We start from the raw sequence: 22,699 nt of genomic DNA on the forward strand, positions 1-22,699 counted from the left end.
TCCCAAAGGGATAGCATCATGGACATGATCGACCGCCGCCTGCTCCTCGCCAGCGCTGGCCTCATCGGCGCCGGGCTCGCCGGAACTGCCCGCGCCCAATCGACCGCGCAGGGCAACGGCGTCTCCGCCAATGCCGCGCCGACCGGACCGGACCCGAGCGCCAAGGACCGCATCCGCTTCGCCGTGATCGGGCTCGACCATTCGCACATCTATGCGATCACCGACGCGCTGATCCGCGGCGGCGGCACGCTGGTGGCGGTGCATGCGGGCGATCCCAAGCAGCTGGTCCCCTTCCGCGCCCGCTATGGCGACGTGAAGGTGGCGCGCAGCGAAGCCGAGATCCTGGAGGACAAGAGCGTGCAGGTGGTCGCCAGCGCGTCGATCCCCAATCTCCGCGCGCCGCTCGGCGTGCGGGTGATGCGCGCGGGCAAGGACTTCCTTTCGGACAAGCCCGGCATCACCAGCCTCGCCCAGCTCGCCGAGGTGCGCCGCACGATCGCCGAGACCAAGCGCAAGTTCGCGATCATGTATTCGGAACGGCTCGAGGTCCGCGCGGCGGTGAAGGCGGGCGAGCTGGTCCATGCCGGCGCGATCGGCCGCGTGGTGCAGACGATCAACATCGCCCCGCACCGCGTGAGCGCGCCGAGCCGCCCCGAATGGTTCTGGGACGTCGCCAACTATGGTGGCATCCTAACCGATATCGGCAGCCACCAGGCCGACCAGTTCCTGTTCTATACCGGCTCGACGGAGGCGCAGGTCGTCGCGTCGCAGGTCGGCAATTTCGCCACGCCGAACCGTCCGAAGTTCCAGGACTTCGGCGACATGATGCTGACCGGCAGTGGCGGCACCGGCTATGTGCGGGTCGACTGGTACACGCCCGATGGGCTGCCTACCTGGGGCGACGGCCGCGTCTTCATCCTCGGCACCGAGGGCTATATCGAGCTGCGCAAGTACGTCGACATCCAGGGGCGCCCGGGCGGCAACCACCTGTTCATCGCCGACCGCAAGGGCATCCGCTACATCGATTGCAGCAAGGTACCGTTGCCGTTCGGGCCGCAGTTCGTCACCGACGTCGTCGAACACACCGAAGTCGCGCAGAGCCAGTCCCAGGCGCTGCTCGCCGCCGAGCTGGTGCTGACCGCGCAGGACAAGGCACGGACGCTCGAAGGCGGCCAGCGCCCGCCGTTCCAGGGCGGCTGATTCCTCAGCAAGGGTGGGGCGGACCATCCGTTGGCGGGCAATACGCCCCCGTTTGGCGTGATCGATAGAATGGAGCCTGCCCGGCATGTCGAACACCGTCGCGCCGAGCCCGTCGAACGGCCCAGGATTCAACATCGGGTGGATCTTCGCGGTCCTCCCCGTAACCAGGCACGGCGAAATCAGCTGGCCGCCTTCGTCTTCATTCGAACGCCCACGAGAAGCGGGCGCTCTCGCTTGCGATCGCGGCGTCGACGGTACCTTGGCTCGCCGCGCTGACGCTGAGTATTCCCAGATAATCCTTATTGGATCGCGTCACGCGGATGTGATCTCCGGGGTGTCGCAAGCGGCGAAACTGGACGCGCAGATCGCCTTCGATCCGCAGAGAATCCTCCGGGGCCGCGCATAGGGTTCCTGCCCTCTCGGTCGGGAAATATCGGATGCCAGCCACTCTGTCCGCCAGATGAAGCCCCTCCACCGGTTCGCCGAGATGGATGCACAGGATCTTGTCGAATAACGCAATATCCAGCGTGTGCTCGAGCATGAACTCCATATGGTCGCCGACGGTCCGGTAGTTGATCTCGATGATCCGGGGCCCCTGCGGCGTAAGCACGAACTCCGTGTGGCAGGAACCGAAGCACACGCCGACCGCCCGGATCTGGCGCACGACCTCGTCCCGCTGGGCGCCGGTCAGCCAGTCGCCCCAATGTCCTTCGATCTCGATAAAGTCCGGCGGCGGACTCAAGGTCACGTGGAAGCCGCCCAGCACGTGGAGGTTCTGACCGTCCCCAAGCGTCTCCAACGTGTAGAGTTTGCCCGCGATATAGTCTTCGATGAGAACGGCGCGGCCTGGATCGGCGCTCCATATCGTCCGGCAATGGCCGCGCAGTTCTTCCGCGTCGGCGCAGAACCGCACAAGTTGGCTGGCAACGCCTTCGCGCGGCTTTGCAACGCACGGAAACGGCACGTCGGAAAGTTCGGAAAGCTGATCTTCCCGGGTCACCACGGCATACCACAGCGTATCGATGCCGAGTTCGCGGAATTGGGCGCGCATCGCAGCCTTGTTCTTGGCCCGATAGGTCGTTTTCCAGTCCTTGCCGGGCAATCCAAAGTACGCTGCCGCCAACGCCGTACTGGTTTGCAGATGATCGCTGTTGGAAAAGATGGCTGCCGGTTTGGGATCCGTCCGGGTGATGGCATCGATGACCGCGAAGGGATCGAAGACGTCACACTGAAGGATATGGTCGGGATAAGCGGCCCGGTCTTTGGCGGCGAAGTAGCGCCGGTGGGCTTCCGCCTGATCGGTCAACAACGTCACATTCAGGCCCAGGCGCCTTGCCGCCGGCAGAAACCCCTCGTTTACGGCGTCGGTCAGCACATGTGTAAGCAGGATGAGTGCCGGCATGGGGATGTCCTTTCGGAAAGCAGGATGTCACGGTCGCTCCGATCGGCGGCCTTTCGGTGCATACGCTCAATGCGCTATAAGTGCAATTGACTCGCAATAGCGAATCAATTTATGTCATAGGCATCGGCGGCGCAGAAGTTGCCCCCGCCCATCCGAACGGAAGGAGCTGCCATGCAATTCAAGGAACTGTCCGTCGGCAACACGCCCCTCGTCTCCCTCGACCGCATGTTTCCGCCGGAGGTGGTTCCGGTCTTCGCCAAGCTCGAAATGCTGAATGTCGGCGGCAGCGTGAAGGATCGTACTGCGCACCACATGGTGTCTCAGGCACTTGCTGCCGGGCGCATCACGGCGGACAGCCACCTTGTCGAAAGCTCTTCGGGCAATCTCGCCATCGCCTTGGCGATGATTGCCCAACGCCAGGACATCCCCTTCACAGCCGTCGTCGATCCCAACCTCGCTCCCGCTAATCGGTGTCTTATCGAAGCGTTCGGGGGACATATCGATCTCGTCACCGAAAAGGATGAAGGTGGCGGCTATCTGCAAACGCGTATCCGGCGTGTGGACGAACTGCTCGAGTCCATCCCTGGCGCGGTGTGGCTCAACCAATATGCCAATCCGGACAACTGGCGCGCGCATTACCACGGCATCGGCGAGGAGATTGTCCGCGAAATGCCGGTAGAACCCACGCACGTGGTGGCGGCCGTTTCCACCTGCGGAACGTTGATGGGGCTGGCACGCCGCCTGCGCGCGCGCTGGCCGAAGATCGAAGTCATTGCAGTAGACCTCGAAGGATCGGTGATATTTGGCGGCCAGGGCGGCAACCGGCAAATCCCAGGCATCGGCGCGAGCCGCGTCCCGGAACAACTTGCCCTGCCGGAGGTGGATGCGGTGGTCTACGCGACAGACTGGGAGTCCGCGATTGCCTGCCGGCGCCTGGCGAAGTGCGAGGGCATCTTGGCAGGGGGCTCTTCAGGAACAGTGATGGCCGCGATCGCCAAGTTGATACCTAGACTGGACAAGGGATCGCGCATCGTAACCCTGCTGCCCGATCGCGGCGAACGCTATCTCGACACCGTCTATGATCCCGATTGGCCGGCCCAGGAACGACGGGTGACCAAGGCCTTCGAGGCGTCTTACCGCCGGCTGGGCGAACGACCCACCCGGGTGGACGACGGGCGGCGGCCGGTGCCAGCGGCAACGTCCTCGTGGATGCCGCCCGCCCATATTCTGCCGAATGCCGCTCAGCCGGAGGGCCTGGCACGATGACCGTCGCTACGCTGCGATACCTGTCCCGCGCCGACATCGCGGCGCTCGGGGGCGATCATTCGGATCTGTACATGCACGCGATCGAGGCCGGTTTCCGCAGCCATGCCAGCGGCGATTTCGTGCAGCCGCTCAAGCCTTATCTGCGCAGCCCCAGAACCCGACATATCGCGGATCGCATCATCGCGATGCCGGCATGGATTGGCGGCGATCAGCCCGTCGCAGGACTGAAATGGATCGGATCGAAGCATGACAATCCGGCCAAGCGGGGAATCGAGCGAGCGAGCGCAGTCATTGTGCTAAACGATCCCGAGACCAACTATCCGATGGCGATCCTGGAAGGCGCCCTGCTGAGTGCGATGCGAACCGCGGCCGTCACCGGTGTGGCAGCGCGCCAACTGGCGCGCCGGGGCTTTGAGGACGCGGCCATTATCGGCTGTGGCCCGATCGGAGAACGGCAGGCGCAGATGCTGCTCGAACAGTTTCCGGAGGTGAAAGCGTTGCGGCTGTTCGATCTAGACGAGGCGGCGGCTCACGTCCTTGCCGCCCGGCTGCGGCGGCGCTTCGATGCGTTCGCAGTCACCATCGCGCCCAGCGCCGAGGCGGCGGTTCGTGACTGCCCGGTCGTGATCACCTGCACGGTGACGGACAGGCCCTACCTCGCTTTCGACTGGCTGAGCAAGGGCACGTTCCTGGCCAATGTGTCGATCATGGACGTGGAGCGGGACGTGTTCCTCAAGGTCGACAAGGTTGTTGTTGATGATTGGGGGCAGTCTAACCGGGAGAAGAAGATCATCAACTTGATGGTCGAAGCGGGCGAGTTCTCACGCGAGCAGCTCCATGCCGAGCTTGGCGAGATCATCGTCGGGTCGCGGCCCGGCCGCGAGACGGAGGACGAGATCATCCTGCTCAATCCGATGGGCATGGCGATCGACGACATCGTCTGTGCGCAGGCGATCCTCCGCCGGGCCGAAGAGAGGAACGTCGGTACGGTGCTGCCGCTCTTCTAGCCGGCCCCTTTCCCACGCCCTTGAAGGACCCGCCCGATGCCGAGCGCCCTGCCCGTACCCCAAGCCGCCGCCGACCGTGCTGCCGCCGTCCGCGCGGCTATTGCCATCGAGCGGCTGTTCAACACATGGCTGCGAGAGCGCATCGCTGGCCCGATGCCGGTCGAGGGTGCGCCGTACGTCTGGGATCTCGGCACCCATCAGCTGCGTGCCGTGTGCCGGCGGGCATCGCCGGGGGGATTCCATCGCTGGCAGCTGCCGGCGCGGATCGAGGCAGCCGACGGGCGCGCGACGACCACCGACGATCCGCTCCTGATCGCGCGCCGGATGGCCGACGCGCTCTCGCAGGAGGGCGGTTCCGCATCGCAAGCGGCAACGCAGCGCCTCCTTGCGGCGATCGCGGGTGCGGAAGGGCATGGACGGGCCTGCGCGGCGCGCCCGGCAGCCCCCTCCCCGATCGGATTGGAGCAAAGCCTTTGGCACGGGCACCCTTTCCACCCCTTCGCCAAAGGCATCGACGGCTTCTCGCCGGAAGACATCGACCGCTATGCCCCGGAACGCGGGCATGGCTTCCAGCTGCGATGGATCCTCGCCGATCGCGCCATCGGTGCCGCCCGCTGGCGCGACCCACAGGCCATGGACCGCATGACCCGCATCCTGGCCGACCTGTCCGGACTGCCGCAACGCGCGATCGGCGACCGGCTGCTGCTTCCGAGCCACCCCTGGCAGGCCGCACGTCTCGAAGCCGATCCGTCCTTCGCCGCGCTGGTCACGCAGGGACGCGCCATCCTTACCCTCCCGACCGGGGCGACGGTGCAGCCGACATCGTCGGTTCGCACCGTCTTCGCGCCCGGCGGTAACCTCTTCCTCAAGCTGCCGATCGCGGCGCGGATCACCAACTTCCTGCGCACCAACCCGCGCGACCAGATCGGCCGGAGCATGGCCGCGGCCCGCGCGCTGGCGGCGATATCGGCGGAAGTTTCCGCCTGTGGCCTCGACATTCTCGACGAGCCCGGCGCCGTCTGGGTGGATCGCCCGGACCTCGAAGCCGTCACCGGTGTCGTCCTTCGCCACGGGCCGGCACGGGAAGCCTTCGTCCTGGCAGGCCTGCTGGAACCCTCCCCCCATGACGGCACGCCGCTGCTGGCCGCGCTGGGCTGTCGCCTGTCCGACGCCGCCGACGCGCACGCCTGGCTGCGCAGCTATGTCCGCATCGCCGTCCTTCCGCCGCTGCGACTGTTCGCCCGCACCGGGATCAGCCTTGAAGCGCACAGCCAGAACAGCCTGCTGGCGCTGGAAGCAGGCCGCCCCGCCCGGCTGATCGTTCGCGACCTGGAAGGCGTGAGCATCGCCCGCGACCGCTTCGAACATATCGCGCCGCCGCTCGATCTCGATCCCTCGGTTTTCTTGCCGGCCGACGAAGCACGGCATCGCCTCGCTTATTATCTGGTCAGCAACCAGCTGAACCACGTCGTCGCGACGATCGCGCGACTGGCCGACGTGCCGGAACCCGGCCTCTGGCACAGCGTCGCCGAAGCGCTGGCGGAGGCGGACGAAGACCGCGAAACCACACGCCTCGTCGCATGGCTTCTCGCCCTGGAGACCCTGCCCGCCAAAGCAAATTTCACGAGCTGCTTCGCCGGGCGCGGCGAACGTCCGCACTATGTGGCGATCGCCAATCCGCTGCGCGCGGCGGCCGCGCGATGACCTTGCTGAAACCAACCGCGGCCCAGGTTGCCGCGCTCGTCGACGGCGATCGCCCGGTCTGCGCCTTTCTGCACGATCTGGACGCCCTGTGCCGTCAGGCCCGGTCGATGATCGGCGCGCTGCCGCCGGGTGCGGAACTCTTCTATGCGGTCAAGGCCAACAATGCCGCCGAGACATTGCGCGCGCTTGCCCCCCATGTCGCAGGGTTCGAAGTCGCCTCGGCCGGCGAAATCCTGAAGGTGCGTGCGGCAGCCGGCCCCGATGTGCGGATCATCATGGGCGGGCCCGTGCGCACGCACGCCGATATCGCGCTGCTCCTCGCGCAGCGCGTGGAGCGGCTTCACGTCGAAAGCGTGCAGATGCTGCGCATCGCAAACGCGGTCGCGGCGGAGGCCGGCACGACCTTGCCCATCCTGCTGCGCGTGAACCTTGCCGGCCCCGTGCCCGGCGCCACGCTGACCATGGGCGGCGTGGCGACCCAGTTCGGCATCGCGCAATCCGACATCCCCGATGCGCTGCGGATGTTGAAGGAATGCACGGCCCTTCGGTTCGACGGGTTTCATTTCCACACCGTGTCGAACAACCGCGATGCCGCCGGCCATGCCGCGCTCTGCACGATGGAACTGAACCTCGCACGGGCATGGGCGACCGAGCATGGACTGGACCTGCGGATCGTCAATCTCGGCGGCGGCTGGGGCGTCGATTATGCCGACCCGAACTGGCGGTTCGATGTGGCAGGCTTCGCGCGCGCGCTGGCTAGCGCATCGGCCGGCGCGCCGGCATTGCAGTTCGAATGCGGCCGGATCCTCGCCGCCTATCACGCGGTCTATGTCTGCGAGATCCTCGACATCAAGACCGTGCACGGACGTGCGTTCGCGCTGCTCCGCGGCGGCAGCCATCATTTCCGGCTGCCGAGTTCCTGGGTGCATGATCACCCCTTCCTGGTCCTGCCGCGCGATGCCTGGCCGCATCCCTGGCCGCGGCCCGAACTGGCCAACACCATGCTGACGCTGACCGGCGAACTCTGCACGCCCAAGGATGTGCTGGCCCGCAATGTGCCCGTCGCCCGCGCGCGGATCGGCGATCTCATCTGCTTCCTGATGGCCGGCGCCTATGGGTGGGAGATTTCCCATCACGATTTCCTCAGCCACCCCCATCCCGAGCGCATCTATCTTGGCGAGGCGGCGGCATGATCGCGGTACCGGGTCCGGCATCGTCGGCAGGCGCCATCGCGTGGGCGCCCGGCGCCCTTGACTTGGATCATAACGCACCCCTAACAGCCGCAGAGTGCGATCGACTCGCATTAGCATATAATAAGGGGCTGCACATGGTTGCGATTACCTGGAATTCCCGCATCGTTCGGATGCACGCTACGCTCTCCAAACTGGCCCTGGCAGCCGCACTTCTGGCGTCGCCGACGGTGCGGGCGGCGGAAGAGAATGACCAGACCGCCGGTGCCGCTCCGGGACGCGATGACATCGTGGTGACCGGCACGAACCCCACCTATCGCATCCGCGATACCGCAGCGCTGAAGCTCGACGCACCGTTGCGCGATATCCCGCAGACGATCGACGTGATCCCCGATCAGGTGATACGCGACCAGCGCGCGCTATCGCTGCAGGACGCCGTGAAGAACGTCGCCGGCATCGGCATGGCGACCGGCGACGGCCAGCGGGACCAGTTCGTGATCCGCGGCAACATCGCCTATGGCGACCTGTTCATCGATGGCGTGCGGGACGACGCCCTGTATTTCCGGGACCTGTCGAACATCGAGCGGATCGAAGTCCTGAAGGGGCCGGCATCCGTTCTGTACGGGCGTGGTTCGTCCGGGGGCCTCATCAACCGCGTTTCCAAGAAACCGGGCACCGAAGGCGGCGAGGTCGTCCTCAGCTACGGTAGTTGGCAGGACAAGCGCGGCGAGATCGATCTGGGCCACGTCTTCGACGGCAAGCAGGTCGCCGTTCGCCTGACGGGTGCGATCGAACGGTCGGACAGCTATCGCGACCAGGGGTTCCTCAAGCGCGAAGCCATCGCGCCTTCCATCGTCTTTGCGCCGAGCGACCGCACCCGCATCCTTCTTCAGGCGGACTATCTCCGCGATCGGCGGGTGACGGACAACGGCATTCCCGCGTTCCGGGGCCGCCCGGTCCAGGTGCCGCCCTCCACTTATTATGGTGCCGCCAACGCCAAGGACGTGGATTTCAGCCAATCGGAAGTATGGTCGACGACCGCCACACTCGACCATGCGTTCAGCGATACGCTGCGGCTGCACAACGCATTCCGCTATTATGACTACACGCTCGATCGACAGAACACGATCCCGAACCAGGTCAATGAAGCCGCCCGGACGGTGACGCTGAACCGCCAGAGCACCGATCGCGCGGAGCATGGCTGGTTCAACCAGCTGGAGCTCTCCGGCACCTTCGCCACCGGGCCGCTGGAGCACAAGCTGCTGTTCGGGTTCGAAGCCGGCCGGCAATCCAAGGACGAGTTGCGCATCGATCGCGCGAACATCGCCACCGTGGATCTGTTCCATCCGGTCCTGCCGGTCCTGCCGCTGGCCGTCGCCGCCAATCCCGGCACGAACCGGACGGGGATCTACACAACGCTCGGCTTCTACGCGCAGGACATGATCGCGCTGGGCGAGCATTGGAAGCTGCTCGCCGGGCTGCGCCACGATCGTTTCCGCCAGGAGGTGGATCAGCGGATTTCGGGACAGCCCGATCTGGCGCGGACGGACAATTTCTGGAGCCCGCGGATCGGCCTGGTCTGGCAGCCGACGCCGAGCCAGTCCTACTATGTTTCCTGGAACAAGTCGTACCAGCCCTCCGGCGAGACGTTCGCGCTCTCGACGAGCAACGCGGACATCGCGCCGGAAAAGACGATCAACCGCGAAATCGGCGCCAAGCTCGATTGGTTCGACGGCAAGCTCTCCACGACGATCTCGGCCTTCGACCTCAAGCGTTCGGACATCAAGGCAACCGATCCGGTCCTGCTTCGGGTCGTGCCGGTCGGGGTCCAGCGGACGCGCGGGATCGAGCTGTCCGCCCAGCTCGAACTGGCCAAGGGATGGCAGGCGATCGCCAGCTACGCCTATCTCGATGCGCGCATCACCAAATCGCCGGCGCTCGATTCCGGCGTGCCCGTGCAGGGCAACCGGCCGACGCTGACGCCGGTGAACAGCGCGAGCCTGTGGCTGATGCGGAATGTCGCGGGTCGCTACGGCGTTGGCGGCGGCGTCAACTATGTCGGCGATCGTCAGGCGAACCTCGCCAACACCGTCATCCTGCCCGAATATCTGACCGCCGACGCCATGGCATGGGCCCGCTTCGGCAAGCTCAAGGCCCAGCTCAACGTCCGCAACATCTTCAACCGTGACTACATCGTATCGGGGCACGGCACCGTCGGGAACCTCAACATGCCCGGCGCGCCGCGGTCTGCGATGGTCACGCTGCGATACGCGATCGACTAGCCGGCGCCACCGGCCACGCCACCCTCAGGAGAGAACCCCATGAACATCGCTGCCGCCGTACATTCTACGCCTTCGGTTCGTGCGCACGGCCGGTACATCCTGCGGCGCGTGGCCGATTGCCTGGTGCGCGAAAACTATCGCGGGATCGCGTCCGGCACGATCCTTCCGGCCGGGAGCGCGCCTTTCGACCGGCTGATCGCATCGGCGGGCCACTATCTCGCCTATGCGGATGCGGGGGGTGGCACGCTGTTCCTGCCGGTCGAACCCGATGGGTTCATGCAGGCATGGCGGGTGTGTGCGCCCCCCTTTGTTCATGTCGGCCGGCAGGGCGCGCGCCTTATCGACAGCGTCACCGAGCTTCTCGAGATCATGAAGGCCGGACTGGACGACGAAGACCGCGCAAATCTGTCGACCTTTCTGGAGGAATGCCAGGCAGCGATCGAACAGGGTGCGATCTGCGAAGCCGCACGCCACGTCCCGCCGGGCGCTGCCGAACAGCTGCGCGGCCATCCCGAATGGCATCGGGCGATGCTGGCCAACGACCGGCTGGCATCCCTGCTCGATCATCCCTTCTATCCGACCGCCCGGGCGAAGCACGGCTTCTCCGCCGATGATCTGATCGCCTATGGTCCCGAATATCAGCGAGCCTTCCGGCTCGCCTGGCTGGCCCTGCCGCGGGAAGGCCTGTCGCTCCAGGGCGAGCCCCCTGCCCTGTGGCCGTCCTTCGCCGATATAGGGCTCGATCCGGGGTTGGCGCGTACCCATGCGCTGTTGCCGGTCCATCCGTTCATGCGCGGCGGGAGGCTCGACCAGATCCTGGCGGATGCGGGGTTGCGGGATCGGGCGCATCTGGCGCCGCAGGACTATCTCGACGTCGTCCCCACGCTGTCCGTCCGGGCGCTGGCGGTCGTCGCCGAACCGGGGCTGCACATCAAGCTGCCGCTTGCGATCAGCACGCTCGGGCGTCTCAACCTGCGGGCGATCAAGCCGAGCACGATCAACGACGGGCATGTGGTCCATGCGTTGCTGGAAGCGATCCGCGCCGAAGACGCCCCGCTCCGGGAGCGGCTTCTCCTGACCGACGAGAGCGTGGGCGCACATCATGGCGGGGCGCGTTTCCTGGCCTATATCGTCCGCCGCTACCCCGATGGCCTGGACGATTGCGAGCCGGTACCGGTCGCCGCACTGCTGGCGCCGATGGCGGATGGCCGCCCCGCCGCGCTGCACCTGGCCGACCGGTATTTCGGCGGCGATCTCCTGCGGTTCCTCGCCGAATTCTGCGACCTGCTTCTGGGCGTCCATCTCCGCCTGGCGGCACGCTACGGGATCGAGCTGGAAGCCAACCAGCAGAACGCCGTCCTGCTCTTCGATCGCTGCGGAGGCGGCTTGCGCCTGTTGCTGAAGGACAATGATTCCCCGCGGATCGATGCCGCCGCGCTGCGTGCGGCATTCCCCGGCGCGCAAGGCTGGATCGATCGGCTGCAGGATGCACGCATCCCCCAGACCGATCCTGCCGCCATCGCACAGATGCTGATCACCATTACCGTCCAGCTCAACCTGGGTGCGGTGCTCGAAGGGCTCGGCCGCCATGCCGGCCTGCCCGGCGCATACCGGCCCTTGTTGCGGGCGTCGATCGAGCGGCAGCTGGACGCTCTGGCAAGCGAGGGTATCGACATCGCCGCGCTACGGGGCGCGCTGCTGGAAGCGCGGAACTTCCCGATCAAATATCTGCTGCGCGCCGCGACGCTCGAAACGCGCAAGGCGATCGGCGCGGCCGACGTCAACAAGGCCTATGGCGATACGGCCCCCAATTTTCTCCGCGGCGCGTCGGGGCGGTGAGCCCGACGCGCATCAAGGCGACCGTGCTCGTCTGCCATTTTGCCGGCGCGTTCGGCCCCATGGGGCTGCCGCCCTTTCTGGGCCTGATCCTTGCCGGGATCGCGCCCGGCGCGGGGGATCGGCTGATCGGCTGGCTCTATATCGTGCCCACCGCGTGCCTTGCGCTGGCGGCGCCGTTCTGGGGCCGGCTGGCCGATCGCTGGGGGCGCAAGCCGCTGTTGCTCCGCGCGCAGATCGGCCTGGCGATCAGCTTCCTCCTGGCGGGGCTTGCCGGGTCGCTGCCGGTGTTCGTGATCGCGCTCTGCCTGCAGGGGCTGCTGGGGGGCACCTTCTCGGCCAGCAACGCCTATCTTTCGGAAGCCTTGCCGCGCCGCGAATTGTCGCAGGCACTGAACCTCACCCAGGCGAGCGCGCGCCTTGCGCTCATCCTGTCGCCGGTGGCGGTGGGGTTGCTGATCGATGCGCATTTCGTGCCGCAGAATGTCTATTTCGTCGTCGCGCTGCTGCCGTTGGCCGCCGTGGCGATGCTGCTGCCGCTGCCGGCCAGGGGCGCTCCGACATCCGATATCGTCGCGCTCGCGGCTGGCGCCGCCGGAAGCCGCCCCGCCCCGCCGCCGCTGCCCCGCGGCGCGATCATGGCCGCGCAGACCGGCTTCACCCTTGCGATGATCTCCACCTTCCCGTTCCTCGTGCCCTACAGCATGAAGGCCTTCGGGGTCGGCGCCGGCACGGCCGGCTGGCTCTTCGGCGTGCCGCATATCGTCTACCTGTTCGCCTGCCTGCCCCTCGGCAGGCATTTGCGGGACCGCGATCCCGCGCCCTGGTTCGCCGCGGGCTGCCTGATCGTGGCCGCGATGCTTGCGGTGCAGGCAGGTACCGTATCGCTGGCGCTCTTCACGATCGCGCGGCTGGCGATGGGGATGGGCATGACCCTCGGCTATGTCGCGCTCAACGCGATGATCGCCAGGACGATCGAAGACGCCAGCGCCGGCCGGATGTTCGGCTGGTTCGACAGCGGGGCCAAGCTCGCGACGATCGCCGCCAGCATCGGCGGCGGGGTCATCGCTGCCGGCGTCGGGATCACCGCGCTGTTTCTGGCGGCGGCACTGTGCGGCGTGCTCACCGCCGTCACGGTGCTGCGCCTGCGCGGAACAACCACGCTCCCCCGCTCGGCCGCCGCGGAATGAACCGCGACCGCCCTGCCACGCGCCCCAACCTCTTCTGCAGCAAAGGAGAATATCGATGCTGATGTCCGAACTCGGCATACCTGCGCGTCCTGCGCAGGGGGACAGCCGCCGGCCGATCAAGCTCAACCTCTATCGCGACTATGAGGTCGAGGCGGTGGCCAACGCCCTGGCCGACAAACCCCTGCTGCACATGGGCGTCCGGCTGGATTGCCTGATGGTTTCGGACTCCTATCTGATGACCCATCTCGGGCGGGAAAGCACGCGGCTGGCGAAGGGCGAGCAAGCGCTGTTTCTTGAGATCATGACCGGCCTGGTGCAGGAGGTTTCCCACCGGACGCGCCAGCTCTTCCCGGTCGATACCCCCTATATCGTTGGCGACATGCCCGATGGCTCGGCGGCGGATCGCGAAACCGCGGTTCGCAGCGCCGATCGGATGCGGCGTGCCGGCGCCGATGTCGTGAAGCTCGAAGTCCATTCGGATGCCGTCATCCCCGTGATCGAACGGCTGGCGCGAGACGGATTCCGAGTGATGGCCCATTTGGGCTACACCCCGCAGGGAAACGACGGACGCCGGGTCGGCGGCTCGCTGGACGGCGCATATGCGCTGTTCGCTTCGGCTCGCCGGGTCCGGGATGCGGGCGCGGAAAGCATCGTCCTCGAGAAGGTCGACGAGTTCGTCCACCGCGCCCTTGTCGATCGCCCCGACGCGCTGCCGAGCTACGCCATCTTCAGCGGCAAGTCGGAAACGGGCGGCCAATCCTTGAATATCTGGGATTCCGTGTTCAAGCCCGGCTTTCGCGCCCGCTACTTCCCGCCCACCGCGATGGCCACGAAAGACGCCTTCCCAGAAGCCTATTCCCCCTCAAGGATCGCAGGGCATATCGGTGCCCTGCTCGCGTTGACCGCGACAGGCGAGTTCCCACTTTCCCCACCCAGTATCTTATCGATCGACGAGGTGACGACATTGGCGCGTTGCGATCCTTGGCAGCACGAGATGTCGCAAACCGCAGCCTGCGCACATCCAGTCGGCGTCTAAAGGTAGCTAGGCAGCCCGCGCCGGCGCGCACATGGATCCCGTTCCAGGCGCTGTCGCGCTCGTGCAGGTATCGCCGCGGGCGCGGCATCGAAAGACGGGAGCGTCTTCACGGACAAAAACCGCCCTAGCCAAAGCGGAAGCCGCTCACCGCCCAGCCGAATACATGGTCGCGATAATCGCACACAGCCGCATCCTCCCCACCCGCGCCGAGCGCCACCATCAGCGGCAACAGATGCTCCTCGCGCGGATGGGCGAATTCGGCATAGGGCAAGGTGCGCCAGGCAAGGATGCGGGCTTTTCGCCGCGCGGGATCGGGATCGGTCGCCGCCGCGACCAGCGCTTCGTCCCACGCATCGGCATAGGGCGTCACCTGCGGACCGCGGGCGCGGAGATTGTGAAAGCTCATGCCCGAACCGACGATCAGCACCCCTTCATCGCGAAGCGGCGCCAGTGCCCTGCCGATGGCGACATGGGCCGCGGGATCGAGATCCGCACGCAGCGAAAGCTGGGCGAGCGGGATGTCTGCCTCGGGTATCGCGACCTTCATCGGAATGAACACGCCGTGATCCCATCCGCGCGCGCTTTCAGCGGCAGTGGCGAAGCCCGCTGCGTCGAGCAGGGCCTTGGCGCGCATCGCCACCTCGGGCGCGCCCGGTGCGTTCCATTCCAGATGATAGGTGTGCTCGGGGAAGCCGTAATAGTCGAACAGCAGCGGCTGGCCGTCGCCGACATGCACCGTCACCGCCTGCGACTCCCAATGGCCCGACACCAGCAGGATCGCGCGCGGGCGTTCCGGTAGGGAGGCGATCAATCCCGCGAGATAGGCCTGCATCGGCCGCCACATCGGATCGGGCGGCCCGCCGGCCGGGTCCATGAAGAAACAGGGTCCGCCGCCATGGGGGATGAAAAGCGCAGGCAAGGTCATCCCGGCAATGTCGCGTAGCGGGGCACTGCCGACAATCCCGGTTTCGGAAACCCGTCGTTTCCCGCTAGGGTCGCCGGCATGACTCGGTTCACCGTCAACAACCAGCCGGTCCAGTACGACATGGATCCGCAGACGCCGCTGCTCTGGGCCCTGCGCGACGCATCCAACCTCACCGGCACCAAATATGGCTGCGGTACCGGCGATTGCGGCGCCTGCACGGTCGATATCGACGGCGCCGCCCGGCTCGCCTGCCGCGAGACGATCGGGGCGATCGAAGGTACTTTCGTAACCACGATCGAGGGCCTCTCCCCCGATCGCAGCCATCCGGTGCAGCAGGCCTTCCTCGCCGCCAACCTCGTCCAGTGCGGATACTGCATTCCCGGCATGGTGATGGCGGCGGCGGTGCTGATCCGTACCAACCGCAACCCATCCGAGGAAGATATCCGCCAGGGCATCCCCAATCTCTGCCGCTGCGGGATCTATCCCCGCCTGGTTGCGGCGATCCAGGATGCGGCCCGCATCGCGCGCGGCGACCCGGCGGACGATCAGTGAATTCTTTCATTCGGCTGACGAGCAAGTTCAGAACCTGCTCAGCCGATCGCGCATATCAGGGCAGCATCGGCCCGGCGCCTTCGCCGCGGCCACCGGAGAATGGTTCGATGAAGAGGATGCTGTTGGCGGCCATCGCAGCCGCGACCGCGCTGGTTCCCGCCGCCGCCCTCGCGCAGGAACGCGGCGAACATCGTGGCGGGTGGAGTCGCCCGGAAGGTGCACGCCCGCAGGGCGGCCCAGGCTGGCAGCGCCCGCCGGGTGCGCCGCAGCCCCAGGATCGCGGCAACTGGCAACGTCCGGCGGGTGCACCAGGCTGGCAACGCCCGCAAGGCGGCCCCCCGATCCAGGATCGTGGGGAATGGCGCCGGCCGGACGGACAACCCCGACCCGCCTTCCAGCAGCCCCAGGGCGCCCCCGTTGCCCCGCCACCGCCGCCCCAGCGGGACTGGCGCGGTGGGCCGCGCCCGGACTGGCAGAACCGCCCAGACGCGCCGCACGATCAGGCCTGGCAGGATCGTCGCTGGGGCAACCAGCCCCGCCCCGACTGGAACCGCGGACGCGACTGGGATCGCGGACGCGACTGGGATCACCGCGCCGGCGACCGCCGCTGGAACGATCGCCGCGACTGGGATCGCGTCGATCGCTGGCGGGGTGATCGCGGCGTGTGGAGCAATGGCTGGCGCAACGACCGCCGTTACGACTGGCGCGCCTATCGCGACTATAACCGCAGCCTCTATCGCCTGCCGCGCTACTATCCGCCGGCACGCTGGAGCTATGGCTATCGTCGCTTCACGATCGGCTATCGGATCGACAGCTTCCTGTTCGCGCCGCAATACTGGATCAGCGAACCCTATTCCTATCGCCTGCCGGACGTGTGGGGGCCGTATCGCTGGGTCCGCTATTATGACGATGCGCTCTTGGTCGATGTCGATACCGGGCAGGTGGTCGACGTGATCTACGGCATCTTCTGGTAATCCATTCAACGCCCTGCACGCACCTGGGGCCGGCAGCGATGCCGGCCCCTTTCGTGCGCGCGGGAGGGCCTTGCAATCGCCGGGCCCCGGGGCAAAGAGTTCGCCCGTGAGCAAGACGACCAGCAACAGCAAGGGATCGCCCTCCCCGGAACGGGCACGGATCGGCCGGGAGGTCGCTGCGCGGTTGGACGCAAACCCGAACGTCCGGCGTGCCAAGGTGGATCTCGCGCAGGTCTATACCTATCCCGATTTCCTGAGTGATGCGGATTGCGACACGCTGATCGCCCTGATCGACAGCAATTCGCGGCCCTCGACGCTGCTAGCCGCGACCGACGACCCCGATTACCGCACCAGCGACAGTTCCGACCTGTATCGCTGGGCGCCCGACGTACAGGCGATCGACGATCGCATCGCCGATCTGCTCGGCATTCCGCCCGAGAATGCGGAAACGATGCAGGGCCAACGCTATGCGCCCAACCAGCAGTTTCGCGCCCATTGCGACTATTTCCACGAAACCAGCGGCTATTGGGACAAGATGGTCGAAACCGGCGGACAGCGTACCTGGACGGCGATGGCCTATCTCAACCATGTCGAAGAGGGTGGCGCCACCTGGTTCCCGCGCGCCGGAATCCGCTTCAAGCCGAAGCGCGGGCTACTGGTGATCTGGAACAACATGGCGGCGGATGGCAGCCCCAACTATGACACGCTCCACGAGGGGATGCGCGTGGTGGAAGGCACCAAATACATCATCACCAAATGGTTTCGCGAAAGCGCGTGGATCAAGGCGCCGATCCAGACCTATCGTTCCGGCGTGGTGGACGCCGACGCGGACTGACCGTCGGCGCCACGCCGTTCAAAACAGCATGATGTCGTCGAAGCGGGTCAGCGCATCGCCGCCGCCTGCCCCACCGACGCTTTCGTTTGCGCCCGGGCGGCGCCGCGCGCACAGATCTGGCGCAGATGCTTCAGGCCGCGTGAGGAACCAGGCCTCCGCCCCGCGCGCCTGCTTCTCGGGTGCCGCGGGCGGGGCAGCCCCTCGACAAGTGGGGGCACACCGGCCACATCGGGTGGCATGTCCCCCGCCCTCAACGTCCACCGCTCGATCCTGGGCCAGCCCTGGCGCTGGCGCGGCCTTGCCGCCGATGCACGCGACCCGAACTTCGCGCCCGACGATCTCGTGACCCAGTTGCTGCTCACCCGGGGCGTCGATCGCACCGATCTCGAGCGGCATCGCAACCCGAGCATCCGCGCCTTCATGCCGGACCCTTCGATCTTCCGCGACATGGACCGCGCCGCCGAACGCCTTGCCGATGCCGTGGAGACGCGCGAGCGGATCGCGATCTTCGGCGATTACGATGTCGATGGCGCCACCTCCGCGGCGTTGCTGATCCTGCTGCTGCGCGACCTTGGCCTTGAGGCGACGCCGTATATCCCCGATCGCCTGATGGAGGGCTATGGCCCGTCAGGTGAGGCGCTGGTGCGCCTGAAACAGCAGGGGCATGGCCTGATCGTCACCGTCGATTGCGGCGCCCAGGCGTTCGAGGCACTGGCGATGGCGCGCGACGTGGACGCCGACGTGATCGTCGTCGACCACCACAAATGCGCCACCGAGCTGCCGGTGGCGCTTGCACTGGTGAATCCGAACCGGCTCGACGAGGCCGAAGGCGCCGAGCACGGCCATCTCGCGGCGGTGGGCGTTGCCTTCCTGCTCGGCGCGGCGCTGGTGCGGACTCTGCGTGCGCGCGGTTATTTTGCCCAGCGGGCCGAACCGCGCCTGCTCGATTTGCTCGATATCGTCGCGCTCGGCACGGTTGCGGATGTGGCCCAGCTCAAGGGCCTCAATCGCGCCTTCGTGGCGCAGGGCCTCAAGGTGATGGCGCATCGCCGCAACATCGGCCTGGCCGCGCTGATCGAAGCGTCCCGCCTCACCCGCGCGCCGACCTGCACCGATCTGGGCTTCGCGCTGGGGCCACGGATCAATGCGGGCGGGCGCGTGGGCAAGTCCGATCTGGGCGTGCGACTGCTCACCACCCGCGATCCCGCCGAAGCCCGCGCGATCGCAGGGCAACTCGATCTGCTCAACGAGGAACGCCGCGCCATCGAGGCCGAGGTGCAGGCCGCCGCCGAATCGCTGTGCCTGGTGGGCGGCGACCGGATGGTGGCCCTTGTCGCCGGTGAAGGCTGGCACCCCGGCGTGATCGGGATCGTCGCAGGCCGGCTGAAGGAAAAGCTCGGCAGGCCGGCACTGGTGATCGCGATTGGCGAGGATGGGATCGGCAAAGGCTCCGGCCGTTCCATTCCGGGCGTCGATCTCGGCGCGGCGGTGTTGGCGGCGAAGGACGCCGGGCTGCTGATCGCCGGGGGCGGTCATGCCATGGCGTGCGGCGTGACCGTGGCGGGCGATCGCATCGAGGCGCTGGCGGCGTTCCTGGAGGCGCGGCTCGCCGAACGAATCGCGGCGGCTCGCGGCGAACGCGCGCTGCTGCTCGACGCGGTACTGAGCCCGGCAGGGGTGAACCCGTCGCTGGTCGAGGCAATGGAGGCCGGCGGGCCCTACGGCATGGGCTGGCCCGCGCCTCGAATCGCAGCGGGCCCGGTGCGGGTGCTGAAGGCCGACATCGTGGGCAGCGGCGGCCATGTGCGGGTGATCGTTGCGGGGCCGGACGGTGGCAGCCTGAAAGCGGTCGCATTCCGTCAGGCCGAATCGGAACTGGGCCAGGCACTGCTCTCCGCCCCCTCGCACCGGCGCCTTTGGCTGGCTGGCCGCGCCAAGGTGGACACCTGGGGCAGTCGCCCCGCAGCGGAAATGCACATCGAAGATGCTGCATGGGCGGAATGAGTGCTTGACGGCTCCGAAATCCCCCCCTATTCGGCCGCTCCACGCCACGCAGTTGGCCCCTTCGTCTAGCGGTTAGGACGCGGCCCTTTCACGGCTGAAACACGGGTTCGATTCCCGTAGGGGTCACCATTTTCAAGCAGAAAATGGCGCAACACAGTCCGTTTAGGCGATTTGGCCTGATGGTACCCCACAGTTGGTCCCACACATTCTAGTTGCTTTAGCGGCATGAGTTGATGCGTCTTGAGCGATTGGAAAGGTCCTTAACTAGGAGGTTCGCGAGCTCGTCTCTTCGATGGGTGGAGCTTGGGAAAGGGTCATCGTGCGTTCGAACTTGATTGCGAGTTCGATCGACGATCCGACATACTAGCTTTTCGGCGCCGCGGCTGGAAACGTTCGACTACGGCGAAATCGGTTACCTAGGCAGCTGCATAAGCACTATCTGGAGATGTCAGGCTTCGAAGCGGCCCCTCTCGGCCGCTCAGCAACACGTTTTCCGTTACCATGAGCGGTCCTTCCGATTCCCGGCTCTGGATCCTCAAGACCGGATGCCGGCAGCCGTGATGATTTTTCATCCCCAAGCCGAACGCGCGGAAGCAACTTGAGCCTGATGGATCAAGTCTCGGACCACCTGCTGTCCGCGGACTGTTTTCAAACGACGGGCCGGGAGCAATCCCGGCCCCCTACAGCCAAGCATAAGCCTCAAGCGAAAGACCGCGCGCGATCGGGCAGCGCCCCTCGCAGGTGTACGTCGCGCTGAAACGATCGAGGATTCGCCCCAATTCTGTCCACGGTAAACGTCGCCGCCTGTGCGCTCAACGATGTCACTTCGATCGAGAGATTGCGTGCCGCCGCCGAGGTCTGTTCCACCATCGCCGCATTCTGCTGCGTTGCTTGGTCCATCGCGCCGAGTGCGGCGCTAATCTCCGTCATTGCTGCGGATTGCGCTCGGCTGTCCTCCGCCATGGTGCCGAGCAGGCCGTGCACCGACTCTACATCTTGAGCGATGTCGACAAGGGCGGTATCCACCCGGCGCACTGCTTGCACCGCCGCAGTTATGTCGGCCTGGGTCGCGGTCAGCTGGTCGCGCGCGATCCGAGCTTCCTCTTCCGCCCGCATCGCCAGTGCCGAGACGAGATCGGCGACCACCGCGAAGCCGCGGCCGGCATCGCCAGCTCGCCCGGCCTCCACCGCCGCGTTCATCGCCAGCACGCGAGTTTGGAACGCGATCTTGTCGAGCCCCTCGATCACATTGTCTATGCCCTCGGCGCTGCTGCTCACCCGTCCCATCGCCTGCATTGCTTCGTCGGCAGTTGAGCGGCCGCCTTGCACCGTCAGGATCGCTTGGTCCGCGCGCTTCAGCGTCTGGTCGGAGGCGCTTGCACCAGCGCGCAACCGGCCGTCGATCTGCACCAGCGCGGCGCTGGTTTCCTCCAGGCTCGCCGCATTACTTTCGGTGCGGCGGGCAAGGTCCTCGGAGGCCTGGGCGATTTCCTGCGATCCGGTGCGGATCGTCTGGGTGCTTTCGCCCACCGCGCCGATCAGGTCGCGGAGGCTAGCGAGCGCGGTGTTGAAGTTCTGCTTCAGCCCCTCATATTCGCTCGGAAAGGCCTGGGCGATATCGACGGTGAGGTCGCCCTTGGAAAGGCCGCCCAGACTGGTGGAAACCGTCTCGACGACGAACTCGGTCTTGGCCTGCTCGTCCACCCGCCGGGCGAGATTGGCCTTTATGTCCTCCTGCATCTTGCGCAGCGCCTCGGCCAGCGTGCCCACTTCGTCCGCCTGGTGGATCGCCAGCGTCTGGTCCAGCTGCTCCTTGGCGATGCCGTTGGCGAACTGGGCGCACTGGCTAATCGGCGTCGCGATGCGCTTGGCGGCCAGGCCGATCGCGAAAACCGCGCCGACCGCGACGCCGATGCCGATCAGCAGCTGCAGCACCATGCTTGTGATCGCCTTGGCGCTGAGCGAGCCGCTGAGCGTCTCCGCCTGCGCCATCACCAGCGCGCGCGGGACCGAGATCACCACCGACCAAGGCGTCTTGCTGCGGCCGAGCGTGATCGGCGAATAAACGTCGATACTCGGCTGCTTGGGATCGTCGATCACCCGCGCTTCGCCGGTTTTGACGATTTCGGCGAGTTGCGCCCAGTGCGGATCGGCGCTGGCGGCGGCCTTGCCGATCGTCTCGGGCGCGGCGCTATTGGCAGCGATCAGCCCGGTATTGTTGACGATCAGCACCACGCCCTTGCCCGAGAACAGCGACGCGTTGGTCTTGCTCGCCACCTTCTGGAGAAAATCGAGATCATAATCGGTACCGGAGACGCCGACGAAGCGGCCATGCACCGTGATCGGCACCGACATGGTGGCCAGGAACACCTGCTTGCCCTGCACGATATAGGGCAGCGGGCCGAGAATGCTTTCCTCGCCACTGGCCTTTGGGCCGAGATACCAGCCGCCTTTCACCAGCCCGTTCGGGTGGCGTTCGGCGCTGTCATATTCTACAAGAGGCTGGATCGCGACATTGCCGTTCGCGCCGCGCGTCCAATAGGCGAGGAAACGGCCAGTGCTGTCCGATCCGGCCGCGCGATTGTTGGCAAAACCGGCATCGTTGCCGTCGATCGCATTGGGCTCCCAGGCCGAATAGGTGCCGTTGAAGCTCGGATTCTGCTCCAGCACATGGCGCAGCAACGCATTAAACTGCGCGCGGCGTTCGCCAGGCGCGGTGCGTTCTGCGAGCACCGAAAAGCTGTGCGCGTCAGTGCGCGCGGCATCGAATGCGACGTCGAGGGCGCCTTTGATCCCCTGCGCCTCTACCGCAGCTCGGTTCTGCAGCATGTCCTTCGCTTGGGCGCTCACAATGGTGCCGACCTCCCGACCGACGAAAGCATGCGAGTTCCAAGCAAAAATCGCGCTTGCGAGCACGAGGATCATTACTGTCGCTGTCAGGAAAAAACCTGCTATCAAAGCGATCTTGCGCTGTAGCGAGGTCATTCTATTCAGATATCGCATTGCGTTCATTATTGACATCCTTCCAGGTCCGTAACTCGGCACCCGCCGACGGCAACCCCTCCCTTTTCTTGTAGGCACATGGGGCGGAAGGCATTTTCTTCGATCGAAATCTCAGGGTGAATGCGTCTCGCATTTGAGACAACGCGTTGAATATTGATTTTCTGTCCAAATGACGGCATCCTGGTGCGCCTGTATGCAAAAGTAAATTCCCCAACTTACTTCGTATCTTGGCAACAAATGCTCAGAGGCAGTCCAGATGATGGGCTTGGCGACAACTCGGGCGCTCAATCTAT

16 protein-coding genes and 1 tRNA gene are annotated in these 22,699 nt (G+C 66.1%); 14 read left to right on the top strand and 3 right to left on the bottom strand.

Features of this window, described 5'->3' with window-relative positions:
* The first annotated feature begins 18 nt into the window (after nt 1–18).
* On the top strand, nt 19–1,200 hold the full coding sequence (locus tag DD559_RS08030) for a Gfo/Idh/MocA family protein (RefSeq protein ID WP_116468721.1): 1,182 nt from the start codon (nt 19–21) through the stop codon (nt 1,198–1,200).
* Nucleotides 1,201–1,399: 199 nt separating this feature from the next.
* Here the strand turns inward: DD559_RS08030 and DD559_RS08035 are convergent, their stop codons facing one another.
* Nucleotides 1,400–2,602: an ATP-grasp domain-containing protein gene (locus tag DD559_RS08035; protein ID WP_116468722.1), complete on the bottom strand. Its 1,203-nt coding sequence runs from the start codon at nt 2,600–2,602 to the stop codon at nt 1,400–1,402.
* 171 nt (nt 2,603–2,773) lie between these two features.
* On the opposite strand from DD559_RS08035, the gene sbnA reads away from it, so the two are divergent.
* The 8 genes from sbnA (at nt 2,774) to DD559_RS08075 (ending at nt 14,113) form a co-directional block, all read left to right on the top strand.
* Complete coding sequence (sbnA, locus tag DD559_RS08040) at nt 2,774–3,868, top strand: 2,3-diaminopropionate biosynthesis protein SbnA (RefSeq protein ID WP_116468723.1); 1,095 nt, start codon at nt 2,774–2,776, stop codon at nt 3,866–3,868.
* Complete coding sequence (gene sbnB / locus DD559_RS08045; RefSeq protein WP_116468724.1) at nt 3,865–4,875, top strand: 2,3-diaminopropionate biosynthesis protein SbnB; 1,011 nt, start codon at nt 3,865–3,867, stop codon at nt 4,873–4,875. Before sbnA ends, sbnB begins: the two co-directional genes overlap by 4 nt.
* Before the next feature lie 36 nt (nt 4,876–4,911).
* Entirely contained in the window at nt 4,912–6,579 is a 1,668-nt protein-coding gene (locus DD559_RS08050; protein ID WP_116468725.1) for an IucA/IucC family protein, read from the top strand.
* Nucleotides 6,580–6,581: 2 nt separating this feature from the next.
* On the top strand, nt 6,582–7,772 hold the full coding sequence (locus DD559_RS08055; protein WP_206364476.1) for a type III PLP-dependent enzyme: 1,191 nt from the start codon (nt 6,582–6,584) through the stop codon (nt 7,770–7,772).
* A 134-nt stretch (nt 7,773–7,906) separates the two neighbouring features.
* Nucleotides 7,907–10,051 carry a TonB-dependent receptor gene (locus tag DD559_RS08060; protein WP_240610167.1) on the top strand — a complete coding sequence of 715 codons (2,145 nt, stop codon included), beginning with the start codon at nt 7,907–7,909 and terminating at the stop codon, nt 10,049–10,051.
* Between the two features lie 39 nt (nt 10,052–10,090).
* Entirely contained in the window at nt 10,091–11,890 is a 1,800-nt protein-coding gene (locus DD559_RS08065; RefSeq protein ID WP_116468727.1) for an IucA/IucC family protein, read from the top strand.
* Nucleotides 11,887–13,077, top strand: a complete 1,191-nt coding sequence (locus DD559_RS08070; protein WP_116468728.1) for an MFS transporter — start codon at nt 11,887–11,889, stop codon at nt 13,075–13,077. The genes DD559_RS08065 and DD559_RS08070 overlap by 4 nt, the downstream gene beginning before the upstream one ends.
* A 55-nt stretch (nt 13,078–13,132) precedes the next feature.
* On the top strand, nt 13,133–14,113 hold the full coding sequence (locus DD559_RS08075) for a 3-methyl-2-oxobutanoate hydroxymethyltransferase (RefSeq protein ID WP_116468729.1): 981 nt from the start codon (nt 13,133–13,135) through the stop codon (nt 14,111–14,113).
* A gap of 124 nt (nt 14,114–14,237) precedes the next feature.
* Here DD559_RS08075 and DD559_RS08080 read toward each other — a convergent pair whose 3' ends face one another.
* A complete protein-coding gene (locus tag DD559_RS08080) occupies nt 14,238–15,038 on the bottom strand; it encodes a DODA-type extradiol aromatic ring-opening family dioxygenase (RefSeq protein ID WP_116468730.1) in 801 nt (266 codons plus the stop codon).
* 78 nt (nt 15,039–15,116) lie between these two features.
* On the opposite strand from DD559_RS08080, the gene DD559_RS08085 reads away from it, so the two are divergent.
* The 5 genes from DD559_RS08085 to DD559_RS08105 all read left to right on the top strand — a co-directional run bounded on the left by DD559_RS08085 (nt 15,117) and on the right by DD559_RS08105 (nt 19,532).
* Nucleotides 15,117–15,590, top strand: a complete 474-nt coding sequence (locus DD559_RS08085) for a (2Fe-2S)-binding protein (RefSeq protein WP_116468731.1) — start codon at nt 15,117–15,119, stop codon at nt 15,588–15,590.
* A 107-nt stretch (nt 15,591–15,697) separates the two neighbouring features.
* Nucleotides 15,698–16,564, top strand: coding sequence for an RcnB family protein (locus DD559_RS08090; RefSeq protein ID WP_116470794.1), 867 nt, complete (start codon nt 15,698–15,700; stop codon nt 16,562–16,564).
* A gap of 106 nt (nt 16,565–16,670) precedes the next feature.
* Nucleotides 16,671–17,399: a 2OG-Fe(II) oxygenase gene (locus tag DD559_RS08095; protein ID WP_116468732.1), complete on the top strand. Its 729-nt coding sequence runs from the start codon at nt 16,671–16,673 to the stop codon at nt 17,397–17,399.
* 237 nt (nt 17,400–17,636) lie between these two features.
* On the top strand, nt 17,637–19,403 hold the full coding sequence (recJ, locus tag DD559_RS08100; protein ID WP_116468733.1) for a single-stranded-DNA-specific exonuclease RecJ: 1,767 nt from the start codon (nt 17,637–17,639) through the stop codon (nt 19,401–19,403).
* Between the two features lie 54 nt (nt 19,404–19,457).
* Nucleotides 19,458–19,532 (top strand) — tRNA-Glu (locus DD559_RS08105).
* Nucleotides 19,533–20,102: 570 nt separating this feature from the next.
* On the opposite strand, the gene DD559_RS08110 is transcribed toward DD559_RS08105, so the two are convergent.
* On the bottom strand, nt 20,103–22,232 hold the full coding sequence (locus DD559_RS08110) for a methyl-accepting chemotaxis protein (protein WP_240610168.1): 2,130 nt from the start codon (nt 22,230–22,232) through the stop codon (nt 20,103–20,105).
* Nucleotides 22,233–22,699 lie beyond the last annotated feature (467 nt).

Origin of the sequence: Sphingomonas pokkalii, assembly GCF_003096275.1 — a bacterium.
GTDB lineage: Bacteria > Pseudomonadota > Alphaproteobacteria > Sphingomonadales > Sphingomonadaceae > Sphingomonas > Sphingomonas pokkalii.

Coding starts and splice junctions, on each gene's coding strand:
- DD559_RS08030 (WP_116468721.1), top strand. CDS start 19: ATGGACATGATCGACCGCCGCCTGCTCCTCGCCAGCGCTGGCCTCATC.
- DD559_RS08035 (WP_116468722.1), bottom strand. CDS start 2,602: ATGCCGGCACTCATCCTGCTTACACATGTGCTGACCGACGCCGTAAAC.
- sbnA (WP_116468723.1), top strand. CDS start 2,774: ATGCAATTCAAGGAACTGTCCGTCGGCAACACGCCCCTCGTCTCCCTC.
- sbnB (WP_116468724.1), top strand. CDS start 3,865: ATGACCGTCGCTACGCTGCGATACCTGTCCCGCGCCGACATCGCGGCG.
- DD559_RS08050 (WP_116468725.1), top strand. CDS start 4,912: ATGCCGAGCGCCCTGCCCGTACCCCAAGCCGCCGCCGACCGTGCTGCC.
- DD559_RS08060 (WP_240610167.1), top strand. CDS start 7,907: ATGGTTGCGATTACCTGGAATTCCCGCATCGTTCGGATGCACGCTACG.
- DD559_RS08065 (WP_116468727.1), top strand. CDS start 10,091: ATGAACATCGCTGCCGCCGTACATTCTACGCCTTCGGTTCGTGCGCAC.
- DD559_RS08075 (WP_116468729.1), top strand. CDS start 13,133: ATGCTGATGTCCGAACTCGGCATACCTGCGCGTCCTGCGCAGGGGGAC.
- DD559_RS08080 (WP_116468730.1), bottom strand. CDS start 15,038: ATGACCTTGCCTGCGCTTTTCATCCCCCATGGCGGCGGACCCTGTTTC.
- DD559_RS08085 (WP_116468731.1), top strand. CDS start 15,117: ATGACTCGGTTCACCGTCAACAACCAGCCGGTCCAGTACGACATGGAT.
- DD559_RS08090 (WP_116470794.1), top strand. CDS start 15,698: ATGAAGAGGATGCTGTTGGCGGCCATCGCAGCCGCGACCGCGCTGGTT.
- recJ (WP_116468733.1), top strand. CDS start 17,637: ATGTCCCCCGCCCTCAACGTCCACCGCTCGATCCTGGGCCAGCCCTGG.
- DD559_RS08110 (WP_240610168.1), bottom strand. CDS start 22,232: ATGCTGCAGAACCGAGCTGCGGTAGAGGCGCAGGGGATCAAAGGCGCC.